This is a genomic window from Bacillus siamensis KCTC 13613 (genome assembly GCF_000262045.1).
GTDB lineage: Bacteria > Bacillota > Bacilli > Bacillales > Bacillaceae > Bacillus > Bacillus siamensis.
In genome coordinates, this window is sequence record NZ_AJVF01000013.1 from 671070 (window position 1) to 688464 (window position 17395).

A 17395-nucleotide genomic window follows, 5' to 3' on the forward strand; every position below is an offset into this window, starting at 1 on the left:
GACTGGGCTTAAAGCAGTCCGCTCCAAATGGATTTTTTAACAGGTTCTTGGCCGCCCGTCTCTTCTTCCGGCTGCTTTGAAGCGCCTCTTGCTTTTTCAAGCGCTTCGATGCGTTTAATAATCGGCGCCAGCATGTCCTCGACAAGCGTTTTCAGTTTTTCTTCATCAGACTGTGCAGGCGCCCCGTCTTTGTCTTCCGTATTTTGCTCCATACTGTCAAGCCGCTTTAAGAGCGGGTGCAGCGCGTGTTCAATCGATTCTCTTAAATCATCTTTTCTCATCTTGTTCAAGTCCTCTCCCTTGCGGTATCTTGATTTGCGGTCACGGTCGAGAAATTGCTTGACCGCGCCGATTAAGCCGGCTTGCTTTTCTGCCGGCTCCTCGTAAACATCAGCGGTTCCCGCCATGCTGTAGCCTGTAATGACACCTGCTTTAATCTGATCCCATACTTCATCGGAGGCTTTGGTGACAAGCACCCAAGATCCTTTCCGGATCACAGCATTCCCGATTTCAAAGTCATCCGGGGCGACGTACGACTCCACCACCTCGCCGGTTCCGCCTTCAAAATTATGATTTGTATCAATGTTGCGGGCGTCCGCCAAAAAACCGTGAGCGGCCTTTTCAATCTCTTCGGCCGTCATATAATCGCCATGGGCATCCGGGACATTAGGCTCGTAAACGATGCCGTAGACAAGCTTCTGCTCATCGGGTTCGCTTTTTGTAAACACCTGCACCTTTTTTTCAAATGACGGAAGGCCGGCTGCTTTTGTGAAAAAAAATTCCGTTTGGTTCGCCGCTTTATCGACATAGCTCACAAAACTGATGACGGCATTTCTTAATTCTCTCGGCACGAGATGTTTTCACCCCCTTTCAGGATTGCTCTTTTTTCCCTTTCAGCACCGGCCGGCTGTAGTACTCTTCCGGCCATTCCTCAAGCGTTTTGCCGAGCACTCTTCCGGCCAGATCACGGAGATCATTAGGAGAAACGGCACCGGCGGAGATAAATGGCGTAAGCACCTTCGCAATTTCAAGCGGATCGCGAAAATCTGGCCCTTTTAATGTGAGCTGTACATCGTGAAGCCCCAGTTCAGGCAAAAATAGCGTATTAAGCTTATTAATCAGCGTTTTCCGCTCCGGCTGAAACACCTGCTCCTCCGTAATTTTGCGTGCCGTATCGGCTGTTGCTTTGTTGTATTCCTGCGCCTCGCCCGTATAAAGCGGCGGGAGACGAAACGCGGAGCGGAGTTTATTTCTGCTTTTGTCGTCATATTCAAGAAACAGCGCATCCTCCTGCAGAATTTCCGCAAGTGATTTAATTTCCACAGACACAGGCGTAATGTCTTCGCCTCCGTGAAGGTCTTTTTCCTTCGCAATGCCTTCCGCCTCAATCAGCAGAAATTTGTGGGCGTTTTCCACCCCTTCAAGGTCATTCATATAATCGTGAAGCTCTTTGTACGATGCTTCTGACAGCATACCGTTTTCAACCGTAATGGCGGCCGGCACGTGACGGCCCTGTTTGAAATACATAAAATTCAGTTCTTCCGCTTTCCGGGCGCCGTACAGATTGACGATATTGCCGACCCAGCGCGGAATACCGTACGTTCCGCTTCCGATTTTCAAGTGAACGGCTTCATTTGCCCTGAACTTTTCAGGCAGGGTTTTTACGTATTCGCCGGTTCTCATATCCATCATGCGGGGATCACCGTATTCCTTGAAAAACACTTTCCGTCCGTTCAGCATCTGAACATATTTACGGAACCGTTTTTGCCTTTTAATCGTTTTGGATGCGCCGTTGTCTTCATAGGAAAACGTGACCTCAACAGGATCAGTCACACCGCATACCCGCATATGCTTTACATCCAGATATTCAATCCCCGCCGGTTTTCCCAGCCCGTCCCGGAGCACCTCGAGAAAACCGTTGCCTGTTTTTTCACGGTCTTCTATCGCATATCCAAGGATCGTCTCAGCTGATTCATCAAAATGAAGACATTTGTAAAAGCTCTCCAGCTTCATCCAGTTTTTTTCGGCCCGCGCCTTTTTGCCCGGGGAGCAATCTGAACTATTTACGTCAAAGGTATATTCCACATCGAATCCAAAACCCGTAATATTGACCCGGTATGCGTCGATGCACTGCTGAAGAATGGTCGAGTATTCAGCGATCGTTTTCAGCTCGATCAGATTATAGGGCGGTGAAATGATATCTTCTCCGTACAGATCGGCAAATTGATCTTCGTGCATCTGCCTTGCCTGCGGCGCGGCCATTTTTGATTTAATGACGGTGGCTCTAACGTTTTGATTGTTGGGCAACGTTTACCTCCTCCTTTCCCGATTCGGACGCATCCGTTTTTGCGATGACTCTTTCAGATCCGCCGCGTCATAATCATCCAGCGCGTACCAAATGGCTGAAAGTGTGTGGGGATCAATTGAAAACTCATCTTCCGACAGAGCGCCGTTTTTGTTTTTCGCATATGTTAAGTTCTGCAATTCGCGGATCGTATTTTCACAGCTGTCTGAGCAATAGATGTGTCTGAACCGTTTCAGCTTTTTCGTATACTGGAGCCTTGAGCCGGGAAATTTTTTGGCCGCGACCATGCAAAAGCCCTGCCTGCGGAAATATTGGATGCTTTTCGGCTCGGCCGAATCCGCTTTGATCAGCTCTTTTTGATCCGCCAATTCCTGAAGCTCTTCAGCTGTCTGGTCATCGGTCATTTTGTTTTTGTAATACTCCCAGAAAATATAAAGCTCTTTTTGATCGGGATCGACGGCAAGCCGGATGACCGCATTGTATGACTCTTCAAAACCGAAATCCATGCCCGTCCGAAACAGAGGGCGCCTGATGGCGGCAATCCTCTCTGTTACTTCGTTGTGCTCCAGGACCTGAAATTGCGGAAATACACGGATGCCGTTCACGCCGAACTGTCCTTTGCGGGCGATCCGGTACAAATCGGGATCGTATTGCCGTAAGCTGTCCAGCTGCTTAATATAGCTTTTCGGCAAAAACAGATTGTCGCACGCTGTGGAATGATGGTAATACGTATCTCCCTTAACGACGGTGCCTTTTTCATACAGCATCTGATCATCTAAAACGAACCGTTTTTTTTGCTCATCACGAAAAAAATGCCGGTACGTCCAATTGGAAGTGCCGACGGGATTTGTGGTGCATATCATATGAAGCGAAAGCTCGGGATGGCGCAGACGGCCGATCAGCTCCTTAAAGCCTTCATATTTCACTTCTGAGCATTCTTCAATCCAAATCAGAGAAATATGATGAATGGATTTCAATTTGGCCGGGTTGTCCATCCCCTTAAACATAATCCGGCTTCCGTTTGAAAATCTCAGCTGCATCGGTGAAGACACGGCCTTTACGGCATGTCCCAGCTTAAGCTCTTCGATAATGTCCTCAAACAAGGCAAAGGTAGAATCTCTGTGCGTATCGAAAACTTCCCGCACCACAAGCGCCGTCCGCTTTTCACGAAGCAGCTTCAAGATGATTTTCAGCGCGGTATGATAGCTTTTTGACGACCCATAGCCTCCGACGAGAAATTGGTACGTTTCATTCCAATTGAATAAATAATCTTCAAAGCGCGGGTTGACCGCTTTTTCAATCATGGCCGTTCCTCTTTCCGCGTAATGACAATGTCAATCGGCTTTTGGCTGTCTTCTGATTTTTCCAGCTTCTGCTGCGCCAGCTTTAATTTTTCATTTTCAATTTTTTGTTTAAATTGATCTGGGAAAAGGTCAAAGTACAAAGACAGCTTTTCAAGAGCTTTCATTTTGTCGGCAAGCTTGATTGCAATGCCTTCTTTCCCGAGTTTTGCCTCCGTAACGATCGTTCCGTCCAGCAGATTCGAATCTTTAACGTCAACGTAGCTGATCTCCTGCATAATCGGATTATCATTTTCGTCAAAGAGCGGCCCTGATTTTCCGAAGGCCTGAACCTCTTTTTTTCCGAAGGTTACATAATCGGTAATGTCGGCAAAAGCGATTTTCACATAGACTTGAAGAACGTCCATCGCTTCGACAAACACTTTATTGACCATTTCCTTTTTCATGCGGCTGATTTCTTTGGCGACTTTTTCGTTTTTTAACAGCCTGCTTCCCGTGACATGCGCGCTTTCCGGTGAATACCCGGCTTTTATCGCAGATTGGGTGGCGTTAAAGCTTTTCACATAATAAAGACAAAACAGCCGCTGCCGTTCGTTTAACTCATCACTTTCGGCCGGGGCGATTTTTCCGCCGCTTTCCGCGTTCTTATCGAGCGCCTCGTCCCAGCGCCCTTCTTTTTTCCATCTGCCGATCGTTCTTGCGGATACGCCTGATTTGCCGGCAAGGGCGCGATTTGTGATGCGGCCTTTATGAGACTGATAGATTGTAAATGCCTGTTCTCTTTTTGCGTTTTTCATGCTACGGCATCACCGCCACCTCCGACATGGATGTCTATAATAAAAAGCGGCTTCTTTCGGGCCGCTTTTTTGTAATTTGTCTGTTCACTTCTAAGTGGCAAACGTATGACAACATTTTAAGCAGGCGACTGATTTCTTTGTTCCTGCTGTTTTTGAATTTTTAGAAGCGCCCGTTTGACCGTCGTCTGTACGGTTGATTTTTTTACATTCAGCAATGCGGCGATCCGTTCATACGAAAAGCATTCCGCTTTGTGGAGCAGCAGTATTTCTTTTTCTCTTTCCGTTAAAACGGCTAATGCTTCCCGCAGTCTGATTCTGTCTTCTTCAGTCACATTCCCGGAAGGTTCGAACATCAGCGCCTGTGAATAGGTATCTATGATTCTAGGATCTTTAATCAGCATCCTTTGATAAGCGTCTCTGCGGTCTATTGCTCTTCTTATGCCGGGCTGCCGGCCTTTTTCAAGCCATTCGGTGACATATTCCAAATCTGTAATGATCGTTCTGATGATTTTTTTATCTTTCAGTTCTTCTGAAGTCAGAGCCGCTTCGTCAGCTTCCCCCAGCTGCTTGTACCATTTTTTCGTCTCTTTCAGCGTGCGTTTATATTCAAATAGTAAGTCTTCCATCATAGATCCTCCTCTTTTTCGGACAAAAAAAGGACACCAACCAATGCGCAGCATATGCGCGATTGATCAGTGTCCGCAGGCTTTCCGTCTTGGACGTATTCTGTTTTTTCGATTAATTCAATTTAAAGCCGATTTCATATTCGACACGGGTCAGGTCGCCTTTTCTCGTTTCGACAAGCGTTTTGCCGTGCTCCGGCGCCTCGGCGAGCCAGGCTTCATTCTTCAGCCCGTCTACAATAATCACCCGCACCTTGCCTTCTTCCAGCTGGCTTTTTAATGTTGTATGTTCAATGTCTGACAGTTTTTTAGGATTCATGTTTTACGTCCTCCGTCTTTTTCAGGATATTTACTTCATGTATGAGGCTTTCGAGATTATTTATGAATGCTTCTTTTTCTTCAGCACTTTCTCCCCGGAGCAGGCGGAGAGCCGTTTCGGCCGCCTCAAAAAGTTCCGGGGCTTTCGCCATCATTGCCGCGTTGATCCGCTGTGAGTATGAACTTAAGTTGAAAACGGCCGCGATAAGCCTTCCGTTTGAATAAGGAAATTTCTCTTTTTCCGCTTCGCTGTAAGCAGAATAAATGTAAATGGGTTTTTCTTCTCCGCTGTGTACGGCCCGCCATGGAGCGGGGCTGTTGTTTACTTGCAATGTTTATCCTCACTTTCCATCAGCCTCATGCCATGCTTCAATTTGCTTTTCGATCCGTTTCGCCCTGAACAGCAGGCAAAAAAGCCATTTGATATATTTATACACGTGCATCAAGCCTCGCTTTTGCGTCTTGAACCATTCGCTCAAGACGTTTAATGACCGGCGTTAAATCAGTTCCTGTTTTGCAGTTCGGGCAAGGGTGAAAGACAGCGCCGAAACTTGTTTCCGTCACAACGACCTTCTTTGGCCCGCACAGTTTACACATTATCTCGCCCCCTCTAATCTGTGGTTGACTTCGTATGGGTTTCCATTAATGATGACTAAATAATCGCTGCACATCTCATACATTCTTGTGCCCAATGCTTCATCAACCTGCACCAGCTCGTCACACGCCAGCTCACTCGAGATAAGAAGCGGTTTATGATTTAAATAGCGGTAATTCACGACGGCGTACATTTGTTCAATCTGCCAATCGGTCGCCCGGGGTTTTCCGTTCAGCGGTTTGAACAGATCGTCAATAAAGAGCACATCCGCCCGTTTCATACGGGTCAGTTTTGTATCGAGCAGATCAAAATCATTTTTTAAATCTGTAAATCCCTCCACAAAAGGAAAATACAGCACCGGTGTCTGCTTCTGTCTCATGACATGATTGCTGAGAGCAGTCAGAAGGTGGGTTTTCCCCGATCCCGGACGCCCTAATAGGGCAATGCTGTTTTTCCGGCAGTTTTTAATCTTGTCGAAGTTGTCAGCAAATTCAAGGGCGCATTCATATGCGTCAACGATCGCCTGAGGCTTGCCCTGCGTAATAAATCCTTTGAAATCCAGCTTCCGAAAAGCGCCTGTAATCTCACTTGCGCTGAGGATGCGCTCTGCTTTTCGTTCCGCGGCGCAGCGGCACTTGACCCACACATCCATTCCCAGCTGTTTTTCGAGATAACCGCCCTGATCCTTACAGAGCGGACAGTCAAAGCGGCTTTCGTCTGATTCTTCCGGTCTGTCCGCCAGTAATGGACGTTTTCCGTTTTTCAGGTCGGCCAGTATCTGCTCGATCGTTCGTTTTGTCATGTATCGTATTCCTCTCTTTTTTTGTTGTGATTGTCCTTCCCGCAATTCGTGCATTCAAGCGGTCCTCCATAAACTTGGCGCAATAGCTGAAAGCCTTGATCGTTTCAGCTGAAGAGGTGCGCCGCTGTTCAAAAGCTGTAAAGCATTCGCCGAGCCATTTGATTGCTTCTTGTGCTGACGCACCGAGGGAAACAATACGGGCGATGGCCTGATAATCTCTTGGCGACGGGTATACGCTCCGCCCCTCCTGTGCAGACCTTAATCTGATAAAATGGGCGGCAATTTCGGTAATCGCTTCTTCAGCAGTATGATTTTTTGTTATATCTATTTCTCTCTGGACATTTTTGTCCCGGTGATCTGCCGATATTGTCCGGTCAGTTGCTTCCGGGCGGGGCAATGTCCCTTTTTGCGTGAATCTTTTCGAGTGTTTTACGGAGATGATAAGTCCGTAAGGCGCGCGGACGGTTTTGATATATTCATGCTGTTCCAAGCTCTCGAGCCACCGCCTGACGGTTTTTTCACTGACTGCGAATACATCGGCCATTTCTCTTGCTTTTACTGGCTTATGTCCGAGGACAAGCCCCCACTTGACGCCGTCTTTTACGTGTTCCTTTGTCGTTGAACTGATGAACCATAAAAACAGCCATAAAGCGGAACCTATTTTGTCATAATGTTCAGAATTCAATAATCCGGAATAGATAAAAAACGGGTAGCTTTTACGATTCATAACGGACATCTCCGTTTTTCAAACTTATATAGTGTTCATACTGCAATCGGTTATCAAATCGGAACACCGGAAGTCCGCAAGCGGTAAAAGATATCGACCCGCCTGCTTTTCCTAAACTTCTTTGGTCAGCCGGATTGCTGCTGAAACGGATGATAATCGGATGCATCTCTCACCCTCCTGATCAATTTCTTATCATTTTTCGATACATTTTGTATCCCTGTGATGTTGATTATAAACGATACTTTTCGTATCATCAAGACCTTTTTGATACTTTTTTTATCATCGCTTTATTTTGATACATTTTGTATCTATAATGATAAGTAACTTAGGGTGTTGAAAAAAGAGAGGTCGTTCGGATGATAGGCGGAAGATTGAAAAGTCTCAGAGGAAAAAAAACGCAGGAAGAAGTCGCAAATCATATCGGTGTCTCGCGCGCCAGATATTCTCATTATGAAAACGGCCGATCTGAACCCGATTATGAAACGCTGCAAAAGCTTGCGGATTATTTCAAAGTGTCGACGGATTATTTGTTAACCGGAAAAGAACCTTCAGATGAAGACATGTTTGCCGATCCCGACCTGCAGATCGCATATCGGGACATGCAGGACTTTTCACCGGAAAGCAAACAGCAGGCCATTGAATTCATTAATTATTTAAAAGAAAAAGAGAAAAACCGCAGGCCGAAACATAAATAATTCGCTCTTTTCCTTAAAATGCTTAACGTTCAGCCGATATAATATCTGAATGTTTATTTTTGAAAGAAAAGGGAATTGATTCAAAGTCCGATCAGGGCTTTTCTTTCTCGCTTAAAAAAGAACATATGTTCGAAAGGGTGTATTCAATTGGGCGATTTTTTAACACATCTTGAGGAATACGTCAAAAACTTATATTGCCGCATGGGAATGACCGCCCCCCTCCATATTGATATGCAAACGATTGCCAAGGAGCTTGACATTTGGATTCATTTTGAAGATACGCACAGCATGATGCTGAAGCGGGACGGCATGTACAGCATCGTCCTGAACCAAAGAAAGTCACCTGAGGAGCAATGGGAGGATTTTGCACACGAACTATGCCATGTGCTGAAGCATACCGGGAACCATTTCCACATGAACAAGCTGTTCAGGGAACTGCAGGAATTCCAGGCCAACCATTTTATGTACCACTTCTGTGTACCGACCTTTATGCTGTTAAACATGGAGCTTCCTCAGCGGAGGAACCACGCCGTCATTTTAATCGCAGCCGCTTTCCGGGTGACGGCGTCATTTGCGGAAAAAAGGCTTGAGCTGTTTGAACGGCGTAAAGCAGGTATTCAATTTCAGAAGCGGCTCACTTGTCTGCTATCCGACAAGCGGCCGAATGTGTATTACGAAGGCAGGCAGACACACTTGCATGCCGCTGAAGAAAAATCGCCGTATTTTATTGAAAACTAGCGATTCTCTGCCGGCTGAAAACGCAGCCGGCAGAATGTCATCATTTTGACATCGGAGGAAAGGTTTTTGCATTATGAAGCTGTTCTCACCGTGCTGCCAGCCAAGCACTTCTTGCTCCCCACAGACCCAGTGAACCCTGTTCATTTATCATAAAAACCGAGTTTGACGGCATCTACATACCGAAAAAACAGATCCGTTGGCGTGTATTCTTCTCCCCTGCAGCCAAAATTGCTGAACAGCACGTTTCTCTGTGCCGTGCTTACTTCCAATTGCAGCCCCATTTTCCTTTTTGTCCGATTCACAATATTCCCGGGGTTTACACCTGCCAGCCGGTCGTTCATGTCCGTCAGCTCGGCGCTAAAACCCGCTTCACGCAGCAGATCACAAATCAGTCTGGCCTTTTCCAGATCCGCGCCCCCGACGAGCGTATTTGCCGTTTCCCGATCATGGTACCCATGAAAAGCCAATGCATAATGATGAGCGGTCACTTTTTCTAAAGCCAGCGGTTCATCAAAGCGTGTGCTTGTCAAGTGGAGGGAGCGATTGCCGCATTGCTTTGTGCCTTCAAATAAGTAAATTGAGCTTTGGTCAGAAAATGCCCGCACCAGTTCACTGACACCGGGCTCAATTCTGCCGCCGTGGGGAGCGAGGACGATATGTTCACTTCCCTCATTTTCTTCATAGATAATTCTGTATTCCGATTCAGCAGCGGAAAGAGCTGCGAAACTGTCATATCGATCTTTCATGTTTAACATGCTCTCCTTTTTCAGTCAGCACCAGTTTACTCTACTCGTCTAGGAATGAAAACCTTTTTATAGTATGATTTGAAAGAATACGTATCAGGGGGGATCTATCATGGGGTTTATCAATAGATTGCTGGGTAACGCGTCGACAATATCGACGGCTGAAGCAAAAGAAGAACTGGCCCGTATTCTGCTGGAAGGTGAGAATGTCAACGCCGCGTTTAAACTCGTCCGCGATATCATTGTCTTTACGGATAAGCGTCTTATTCTTGTTGATAAACAGGGGCTTACGGGTAAGAAAACAGAGATTCAATCCATTCCGTACAAAAGCATTTCCAGATTCAGCGTAGAAACCGCCGGCCGCTTTGACTTAGATTCAGAGCTGAAAATTTGGATTTCCGGCGCGGAAATTCCCGCTGTCTCAAAGCAGTTTAAAAAAGATGAAAGCATTTATGATATTCAAAAGGCTCTTGCCGCAGTTTGTATGTAAGAAAAACGGAAGCCCGGGGAGCTTCCGTTTTATTGATTACAGCCTTTCCTCGATTTTTGCCTTCGTTTTCGGGCCGTAAATTCCGTCTGCCGTTAATCCGCTGACGGATTGAAAACGTTTTACGGCATTTGCCGTTTTCGGACCGTAAACGCCGTCAACCCCGTGATGTTTTGCGCCTTTATCAGGATAAAAATAAAGGGCGGATAAAGCGTTTTGCACTTGTTTCACGTTTGTCCCTTTCGTCAGCGGGTTTGTCACTTTAATCACTCCGGACGGGAGCGGATAGGAAGACGCAGCCTGACTTTTCGAGGAAGATCCCGTCTGAGACAGCTTGATCACCTGCCCGGCTGTAATGTGATTCGGGTCGGTGATATGGTTTAAGCTTTGCAGCGATTTTACACTGACACCGTGTGATGCGGCAATCTCCGACAAGGTGTCGCCTTTTTTCACATGGTATTCAGATACCGACGGAGAAACGGCAGCCTTTTTTGCAGGCGTACTGCCGTTTAATTTCTTTTCAATTTTCGCCTTCACTTCATCCCAGCGGCCTTCAGACAAAATGCGGTGCGGGCAGTACTTTCCGTTCCAGTCCTGGTGCTTTCTGATTCTGTCAATCCCCCATCCCCGCTCCTTCAGAAGCTGAGCGGCAAACTCAATCGCCAGTTCTTCTGCGGCTCTGTACCGTTCGCCGCCTGACTTGCTGTAACAGATTTCTATAGCAATCGACTTCCGGTTTCCGGTGCCGTTTGTGCCGTCTCCCGAATGCCAGGCATTCCGGTCCAGCGGAATGCCCTGAATCACTTCTTTGTCATCGACTGCAAAATGATAGCTCGTTGATTCGCTGTTCCCCGTCATATAGCTGATTTCATTGGCGGCGGATGCGTCGTTTGCCGTGTTATGGATGGTAATATACTCCGGCGTCATTGGATTCGGACATTTTAACGCATATTTATCAGCCGATACGAGCCGTTTTTTCACTTCAATCCCCACTCTTCATCTCTCCTTATGCCTTTTTCATAAATAGGTGGCATTCGTAGGACAGACGCCTTGAGTATATAGACCCTGCAATCGGATAAAAGTGGAATGTTTGTGCTTAGGCAAAAAAAAGACCCTTCCTAAGAAGGGTCTTTACTTATGTTTGGTTGCGCGCGGCAATATGAAATGTGCCGTCCGCTTGGTTTTCCAAATGGCTTTCATGGCCGATTCCCTGTGTAAAGCTGAACCCGACAGCAACAAGCAGCAATCCTGACAACAGTTTAGATTTCATATAGACAATCTCCTCTCTGGATTTGTTTTTGGGCGTGCACCATTTTTTCATAAAACGTGAGCGCTTTTTCAGGCTGTCCATGCTCCATGTAAAATTTGGCAGCGTCATGCGCCAATTCTTCAACATACGGATACAGCATGTGTTCCTCCAGAAACTCAAAGGTGTGCCTGACGCATGCGTTATCCATCTTGCCATATAACGCATGTAAAAATTGAAACAGCTTGACAAACAATTCATCATTGTATTCGCGGGCGATACTAAGCCCGAGGCGGTATTGCTTCTCTGCTTCGGCAGTGGTGTTCTGTTTATAAAGGACCTGTGTTAATGAGTAAATAGAATGCGGAAGATTATCGAACTTTTCTGACTTGCAAATGGAAACGGATGTCTCAAAATATTCGGCTGCTTTAGAGAGGTCTCCCATTTTTTCATAGCAGTTTCCGAGATTATATAAGGCTGAACTAATAAGACGGGGATTGCCTTCTTGTTTCGCAAGATCTAAAGCAAGTTCTAAGTGGGGCAATGCTCTTTCTGGATACTGCATGTCATCATAATTCCCTGCAATAACGAATTCACATTGGATTCTGCGGACGTTGTACGTCTCATACGATTGGTACGTTTCAAGGGCTTGTACGGCATAACTCATGGAGACGTAGGTTTGTTTCAGGTTGTAAAATATCTCGGCCATTTTAAAAGCAAACTCAGCTTTCTCGATGTCATCAGAAACGAGTGCAAGGTTTTTTTCAGCCCGTTTGTAATACATCATGGCGTTTAGGAACATCTTCTGTTTAAATTCATACATTCCTCGAAAAAAATTAAAATAGTAATCAAGCAGTCCTGTCAGCTTATACTGGCTGCCTTCAATGTCTTCCAATAATTCTGAAAACTCAGGCTGAGAAGGGTCCTCCTTTAAGGGCTTAATGTAATCCAGCATGACGCGGTGTCTGAATTCCATTAATGAATAATACAGCAGCAGATCCTGATCTTCTTCCATATCCTCGATCTCTCTCTCTACTTCACGTTTGACGCGCTCCGCCTCAAGGACGTGAAACTGCCGGATATGGGTATACCATTCATTAATTTTGAGCCCGACAAAAGAGGACGGAATAGTCTGCTTCATCCTCAATTAATCCCCCCTTTTGGAATGACCGAGATATGTCATATTTTATCATATTTGCTAGAAAAAGAAGAACGCAAAAAGACCGCAATTGTCGAATTTCGGAAATCCGCAACGATTTATCTTCATCAAGAGCTTATTGCTTGTTTCTTCCGTGCCGTTGATATAGCATATCCTTGCATCATTTTAATTCTTGATCAAATGGGGGTTTTCACATGACAGCACAAAATCAATTGGTCAGCCACTTTCTGTCACATCGAAACGTGACGATTGAGCTGGCGGAAAAAATCAGCCGCGAACATTACGATTACAAGCCGGCAGAGACATCAATGTCCGCTCAGGAACTTGTAAAACACATCGTTTATTCTTTTCTCATGTTTGCAAACGTCATTAAAGACGGAGACGGATCAGCCATCCAGAACAAGCCGAAAGAAGAAGCGGAAACAGACCTCGTCAAACTGGCGGAAGCATGTACTGAAAAAACGACAGACATCCTGTCACAGCTGACTGAAGAGCAGCTGAACCGCGAAATTGACCTGACTGCCTCTTTCGGCAGAAAAATTACCGGCTCCGCTCTCCTTCAGCTTGCGATGGAACATGAAATTCATCATAAAGGCAATCTTTTCGTGTATGTAAGAGAAATGGGCCACACGGAACTTCCGTTTTATCAGCAAAAATCATAATCCGGCCATCCGCCGGTCTGCGAAATAACAGCAGGCTGGCGGATTTTTTTGTTCTGTATAAAATTTTCCGAAAATTTAATTGATAATCGCCCCTTAATCATATATAATCTGATAAAAATAGTAGGATTATTCAGGGGGCACACAGATGACTGTAAGCATTGTGTTTATGGGGTTCATTGTCGGAACGCTGGTCGGATTGACGGGTGTGGGAGGAGCGGCGCTTTTGACTCCTTTACTGATCGTTTTGGGAATCAACCCGTCAATTGCCGTCGGCACGGACCTTTTATATAACTCCATCACCAAACTGTTCGGTGTCGTTTCTCATTGGAAGCAGCGCACCGTTCATTTTAAACTTGTCGGCTACTTGGCGCTCGGAAGTATTCCCAGCGCAACAGCCGCCATCGGCATTCTTCACCTGTTTCCCGCTTTTCACCAGCATCAGGAGCAGATTATCAAACAGGCGCTCGGCTACGTGCTGACTCTTGTCGCCATTTCCATTATCGCCCGCCTTTTTTTCGATAAAAAACTGCGGCCGAACCGCTGGCAGCAAAAAACGCTTGAAGAAAAACGGACACTTATGATACTGATCGGCGTCATTTTCGGTTTCATCGTCGGCCTGACATCTATCGGGTCCGGCTCATTATTCGCGATCGCCATGCTGTACCTGTTCAGAATGAAAACTGCAGAAGTGGTGGGAACAGATATCGCACATGCCTTTCTGCTCGTAACGGCCGCAGGTCTGTTAAACGCAGGCTTCGGCAGCGTCGATTACCTGCTCGTATTGAATCTTCTGCTCGGCTCCGTACCGGGTGTGCTCCTCGGCAGCTTCTTTTCGCCGAAATTCTCTCCGCGCCCGCTGCAGTTTGTGATGGCGGCGATTATTTTGATCAGCGGAATAAAATTAATATAAAAAAAGCGTCCTTTACAGGAACGCTTTTTTATTTTTCGATATCACCTTACACTTATTAAAATATAAACAGCAAACGCGACAATGTATACCAGAAATGATCCGGTCATAAATTTTACGGGTTTTCTTGAGAAGTTTAATACTCCTCTTAATCCGTCATTCAAAATCATTCCGAAAAATGTCACCAGTGTAACTCCTAAAGCGAGCATTGAAATCACAAAAATAACCTGCTCCATGTCAAATCACCCTCCATTTACATTCTATTTTTTCAAATATGCCTATTAGTCTGGGAAAAAGATAAGACGATTGCGACCGGACATTTTCATTACCAGAAATGAAACGTTACGAGGTTCATTGCAGCAGAAAAAATGTCGCTATTAAAAACCATTCCGTTTTGATTGCTCTTTACAGCGTCATTCCAAATTATAACTTAATCAAGTATGCAGTAACACTTTTCTTCTGCCTGCATTTTCGCACTTCCCATTCTCACAATTCATTCCAAAACAAAAAAGCAACCCTTTCACGGATCGCCTTTTCTCTTATAACGTCACACCAAACTTAAAAATCGATCTGCCGGACTGATAAAGCCCGCAAGAAATTGCCTTCACCGAACTGAAGGACTTTTTCAGGATATTGAATGTATCTGCCGCAAGCTGTCCGCCTCCTGCTGTATTTATGCACACGTTAACATTTTTTGTACAAAAAAACTGGATATTCAGACGAGGCAGTTTATGTGAGTTTTTTGATTGAATCTCTTATTATCACCTCAGTGTTTTCATATATTTTTCCCGCCGCCGTATTCGGATCAGCGATAAGCGCCAGAATCTTCTCTGCGCCGAGGATACTGATTTTTTCAACCGGGCGTTTTACGGTCGAAAGTCTCGGCGTCATGTATTGTGAAATGCCGATGTCATCAAACCCAATGACGGATATGTCTTCGGGAACGTTCAGACCTTTGGCGAAAATGGCGTTCATCGCTCCGATCGCCATATCATCATTTGAACAAAAAACAGCGGTAGGCGGTGATTGAAGCGCCAAGAGTTTTTCCATCGCCTGACTGCCGCTCTCCATATCGTAGTTGCCTTTTACACTGTATTCTTGCTTAATCGGAATAGCATGATCAATTAAAGATGACAAATAGCCTTCTTTCCGCTGAGAAGTTGACCTGAATCCTTCTTTTCCCTCAATGATCGCGATATTTCTGTGTCCGTTTGCGATCAGGCAGTCGACCGCCTGTCTGGAGCCTTCTTTATCGTTTGACAGGATATTCGTGAAGCTCCGGTCATCAATGTCCCGGTTCAGCACGACGAGCGGGATGTTTTTCTCACGGATATGATAAATAAAGGAATTATCACTGTCGCTTTGGCTCATTAAGATGATTCCGTCATATCTCATGGGCGTAATGGTTTCAAAGCTTTTCAGGTCGTCAATAGCGCGGACGAACAAATTGTAATCCTCGCTGATTGTGCGGTTTACCCCTTTGATGGTATCGGAAAAAAAGCTGTGTGAAGTTCCGTTTGTGATGCTTGTAAAAAACAGTCCGATCGTATGGGACTTTTGCATGGCAAGGCTTTTTGCATTTACATTCGGTGTGTAATTCAGCTGTGAAGCGAGCTCTAATATCTTCTGTTTTGTATGCTCTTTAATGTAGGGGCTGCCGTTCAGTGCCCGGGATACCGTTGTGTGGGATACGTTGGCGAGTTTTGCGATATCTTTTATGGTTACCATCGGTTTTCCTTTCTCCCTGTATACTGTCATTTATTTCTATTGTACCATTAACGGACAGTCTCTAAAATCACTAAAGTTGAGGTTTTGCATGATGTAAGTCCTGAACGGGCTCGGCATGCTGCCTGTCTGTCAGCTTATCTGTCATACCGATAATCAGCATGGCGCACAGCAAAAGGAGCCTAAAACGTGTCTTTCGTCTGAGATGTATTTGGGATATAGCCGGTATTGATCAGCCTGATGCCTGAAAGAAACCCTGATGACGGATGACGGAAGACAGAAATTCAGCACATCAGCCGCAGTGCTGACTGTTCACGTTAACATTCAGACATAAAAAAACACTGCCGAGAAAGTCGGCAGTGTCATTTGAAGGATTAGTAAGCCAGGCTGAATAATCCTTTGATATGTGTTAAATAACGTACGTTACTTGCTTCTTTCATTAAAGATGCCGGAAGACCTTTCAGCGGAGTAGAGTTCGCTCCGATGATGGCAACCGCGTCTTTACGTCCGAGACTTGCAAGCGTACCAGAGTTTACAGGCTTGAATGTTTCAAGCGTTTTTCCTTCTAAGTAAGCGAACAGGTTGTAACCGACAAGTTCACCCATCTGCCATGCGATTTGCGCTGTAGGCGGGTATGGACGGCCGTCCGGCGCAAAGTATACTGCGCTGTCTCCGACAACAAATACATCTTCGTGAGAAGTAGATTGTAAGAAATCATTAACAGTCGCGCGGCCGCGATTCACTTCAAGACCTGATTCGCCGACTAACGGGTTGCCTTGTACGCCGCCTGTCCATACAAATGTGTTGGCAACGACTTTTGAACCGTCTTTCAGATCAATGACGTTTCCTTCCACGTTTGTAACAGGAAGACCTGTTAAGAACTCAACGCCGCGTTTTTCAAGGCTTTTTGTCGCGCGTTCGATAAGATCATCAGGAAGAACAGGAAGAATTTTCGGACCTGCTTCAACTAGTTTCAGTTTGATTTCTTTATGGTCTACACCGTATTTTTTCGTAAGGTTCGGCATGATGTCAGCAAGCTCACCGACAAGCTCAACGCCTGTTAAGCCGCCGCCTCCGATAAGAATCGTTGCATCAGCTTCGTTTTTCGTTTTAGAGTATTCACGCACACGATCTTCCACGTGTTTGTATACTTTGTTGGCATCCGCAGCAGATTTGAGCACCATGCTGTTTTCTTCGAGTCCAGGAATGCCGAAATAAGCCGTAACTGAACCAAGTCCGACAACAAGCGCGTCATAAGTCAGCTTAGAACCGTCAGAAAGGGCGACTTCTTTTTTATCAACTGAGAAAGAATTGACTTCTGCGATTTTAATGTCAACGTCTTTTCCTTTAAGAAGTTTTTCAAGCGGCATAGCAACAGCCTGTTCAGACACGTTGCCGGCTGCAAGGCGGTGCAGTTCCGTAATAATTTGGTGAGTCGGGTATTTGTTCACAACGGTTACGCGTGCTTCATCTTTACTGTAATGTTTGCGAACGGTTAAAGCAGAAAGAACTCCGCCGTAACCAGCGCCTAAAATGACAATATGTTTTGACATCGTATATCCTCC

The 17395-nt window shown here is 45.7% G+C and carries 23 protein-coding genes; 5 read left to right on the forward strand and 18 right to left on the reverse strand.

Annotated features, from left to right (window positions below; translation table 11 throughout):
• Nucleotides 1-8: 8 nt before the first annotated feature.
• From Y79_RS0103505 to Y79_RS1000000121450, 11 genes are all read right to left on the reverse strand, one after another.
• On the reverse strand, nucleotides 9-851 hold the full coding sequence (locus tag Y79_RS0103505; protein ID WP_016936450.1) for an XkdF-like putative serine protease domain-containing protein: 843 nt from the start codon (nucleotides 849-851) through the stop codon (nucleotides 9-11).
• Between the two features lie 19 nt (nucleotides 852-870).
• On the reverse strand, nucleotides 871-2262 hold the full coding sequence (locus Y79_RS0103510) for a phage portal protein (protein ID WP_155816712.1): 1392 nt from the start codon (nucleotides 2260-2262) through the stop codon (nucleotides 871-873).
• Nucleotides 2263-2310: 48 nt separating this feature from the next.
• Nucleotides 2311-3609 carry a PBSX family phage terminase large subunit gene (locus Y79_RS0103515; RefSeq protein ID WP_016936452.1) on the reverse strand — a complete coding sequence of 433 codons (1299 nt, stop codon included), beginning with the start codon at nucleotides 3607-3609 and terminating at the stop codon, nucleotides 2311-2313.
• Nucleotides 3606-4403: a terminase small subunit gene (locus tag Y79_RS0103520; RefSeq protein WP_016936453.1), complete on the reverse strand. Its 798-nt coding sequence runs from the start codon at nucleotides 4401-4403 to the stop codon at nucleotides 3606-3608. Before Y79_RS0103520 ends, Y79_RS0103515 begins: the two co-directional genes overlap by 4 nt.
• A 116-nt stretch (nucleotides 4404-4519) precedes the next feature.
• Complete coding sequence (locus Y79_RS0103525; protein WP_016936454.1) at nucleotides 4520-5029, reverse strand: sigma-70 family RNA polymerase sigma factor; 510 nt, start codon at nucleotides 5027-5029, stop codon at nucleotides 4520-4522.
• A 112-nt stretch (nucleotides 5030-5141) separates the two neighbouring features.
• Nucleotides 5142-5345, reverse strand: coding sequence for an XtrA/YqaO family protein (locus Y79_RS0103530; RefSeq protein ID WP_016936455.1), 204 nt, complete (start codon nucleotides 5343-5345; stop codon nucleotides 5142-5144).
• Nucleotides 5335-5676 (reverse strand): hypothetical protein, encoded by a 342-nt coding sequence (locus Y79_RS0103535; RefSeq protein WP_016936456.1) that lies wholly within the window; start codon nucleotides 5674-5676, stop codon nucleotides 5335-5337. Before Y79_RS0103535 ends, Y79_RS0103530 begins: the two co-directional genes overlap by 11 nt.
• A gap of 97 nt (nucleotides 5677-5773) precedes the next feature.
• The gene (locus Y79_RS1000000121445) at nucleotides 5774-5941 is read right to left on the reverse strand and encodes a hypothetical protein (protein WP_016936458.1); all 168 of its coding nucleotides are present in this window, start codon (nucleotides 5939-5941) and stop codon (nucleotides 5774-5776) included.
• Nucleotides 5941-6741: an ATP-binding protein gene (locus Y79_RS0103550; protein ID WP_016936459.1), complete on the reverse strand. Its 801-nt coding sequence runs from the start codon at nucleotides 6739-6741 to the stop codon at nucleotides 5941-5943. Before Y79_RS0103550 ends, Y79_RS1000000121445 begins: the two co-directional genes overlap by 1 nt.
• Nucleotides 6641-7468, reverse strand: a complete 828-nt coding sequence (locus Y79_RS0103555) for a hypothetical protein (RefSeq protein WP_016936460.1) — start codon at nucleotides 7466-7468, stop codon at nucleotides 6641-6643. Before Y79_RS0103555 ends, Y79_RS0103550 begins: the two co-directional genes overlap by 101 nt.
• On the reverse strand, nucleotides 7458-7634 hold the full coding sequence (locus Y79_RS1000000121450; RefSeq protein WP_016936461.1) for a hypothetical protein: 177 nt from the start codon (nucleotides 7632-7634) through the stop codon (nucleotides 7458-7460). Before Y79_RS1000000121450 ends, Y79_RS0103555 begins: the two co-directional genes overlap by 11 nt.
• A 190-nt stretch (nucleotides 7635-7824) precedes the next feature.
• Between Y79_RS1000000121450 and xre the strand changes: the two genes are divergently transcribed.
• Both xre and Y79_RS0103570 read left to right on the forward strand, forming a co-directional pair.
• Nucleotides 7825-8163: an HTH-type transcriptional regulator Xre gene (gene xre / locus Y79_RS0103565; RefSeq protein ID WP_016936462.1), complete on the forward strand. Its 339-nt coding sequence runs from the start codon at nucleotides 7825-7827 to the stop codon at nucleotides 8161-8163.
• A 147-nt stretch (nucleotides 8164-8310) separates the two neighbouring features.
• Nucleotides 8311-8901 (forward strand): ImmA/IrrE family metallo-endopeptidase, encoded by a 591-nt coding sequence (locus tag Y79_RS0103570; protein ID WP_016936463.1) that lies wholly within the window; start codon nucleotides 8311-8313, stop codon nucleotides 8899-8901.
• Nucleotides 8902-9041: 140 nt separating this feature from the next.
• Here Y79_RS0103570 and Y79_RS0103575 read toward each other — a convergent pair whose 3' ends face one another.
• Entirely contained in the window at nucleotides 9042-9647 is a 606-nt protein-coding gene (locus tag Y79_RS0103575) for a poly-gamma-glutamate hydrolase family protein (protein ID WP_016936464.1), read from the reverse strand.
• A gap of 109 nt (nucleotides 9648-9756) precedes the next feature.
• On the opposite strand from Y79_RS0103575, the gene Y79_RS0103580 reads away from it, so the two are divergent.
• Nucleotides 9757-10134 carry a PH domain-containing protein gene (locus Y79_RS0103580; RefSeq protein ID WP_016936465.1) on the forward strand — a complete coding sequence of 126 codons (378 nt, stop codon included), beginning with the start codon at nucleotides 9757-9759 and terminating at the stop codon, nucleotides 10132-10134.
• Nucleotides 10135-10170: 36 nt separating this feature from the next.
• Here the strand turns inward: Y79_RS0103580 and Y79_RS0103585 are convergent, their stop codons facing one another.
• The 3 genes from Y79_RS0103585 to Y79_RS0103595 all read right to left on the reverse strand — a co-directional run bounded on the left by Y79_RS0103585 (nucleotide 10171) and on the right by Y79_RS0103595 (nucleotide 12524).
• Complete coding sequence (locus Y79_RS0103585; RefSeq protein ID WP_016936466.1) at nucleotides 10171-11124, reverse strand: N-acetylmuramoyl-L-alanine amidase; 954 nt, start codon at nucleotides 11122-11124, stop codon at nucleotides 10171-10173.
• A 142-nt stretch (nucleotides 11125-11266) separates the two neighbouring features.
• The gene (locus Y79_RS1000000121165; RefSeq protein WP_016936467.1) at nucleotides 11267-11401 is read right to left on the reverse strand and encodes a PhrA family phosphatase inhibitor; all 135 of its coding nucleotides are present in this window, start codon (nucleotides 11399-11401) and stop codon (nucleotides 11267-11269) included.
• A complete protein-coding gene (locus Y79_RS0103595) occupies nucleotides 11391-12524 on the reverse strand; it encodes a Rap family tetratricopeptide repeat protein (protein ID WP_095240872.1) in 1134 nt (377 codons plus the stop codon). The genes Y79_RS1000000121165 and Y79_RS0103595 overlap by 11 nt, the downstream gene beginning before the upstream one ends.
• Nucleotides 12525-12730: 206 nt before the next feature.
• Between Y79_RS0103595 and Y79_RS0103605 the strand changes: the two genes are divergently transcribed.
• Entirely contained in the window at nucleotides 12731-13198 is a 468-nt protein-coding gene (locus tag Y79_RS0103605; protein ID WP_016936470.1) for a DinB family protein, read from the forward strand.
• Nucleotides 13199-13343: 145 nt separating this feature from the next.
• Nucleotides 13344-14108 carry a sulfite exporter TauE/SafE family protein gene (locus tag Y79_RS0103610; RefSeq protein ID WP_016936471.1) on the forward strand — a complete coding sequence of 255 codons (765 nt, stop codon included), beginning with the start codon at nucleotides 13344-13346 and terminating at the stop codon, nucleotides 14106-14108.
• A 41-nt stretch (nucleotides 14109-14149) separates the two neighbouring features.
• Here Y79_RS0103610 and Y79_RS0103615 read toward each other — a convergent pair whose 3' ends face one another.
• The 3 genes from Y79_RS0103615 to Y79_RS0103625 all read right to left on the reverse strand — a co-directional run bounded on the left by Y79_RS0103615 (nucleotide 14150) and on the right by Y79_RS0103625 (nucleotide 17383).
• On the reverse strand, nucleotides 14150-14341 hold the full coding sequence (locus Y79_RS0103615) for a hypothetical protein (protein WP_014304836.1): 192 nt from the start codon (nucleotides 14339-14341) through the stop codon (nucleotides 14150-14152).
• A 493-nt stretch (nucleotides 14342-14834) separates the two neighbouring features.
• Entirely contained in the window at nucleotides 14835-15833 is a 999-nt protein-coding gene (locus Y79_RS0103620; RefSeq protein ID WP_016936472.1) for a LacI family DNA-binding transcriptional regulator, read from the reverse strand.
• Nucleotides 15834-16204: 371 nt separating this feature from the next.
• On the reverse strand, nucleotides 16205-17383 hold the full coding sequence (locus tag Y79_RS0103625; protein ID WP_016936473.1) for an NAD(P)/FAD-dependent oxidoreductase: 1179 nt from the start codon (nucleotides 17381-17383) through the stop codon (nucleotides 16205-16207).
• Nucleotides 17384-17395 lie beyond the last annotated feature (12 nt).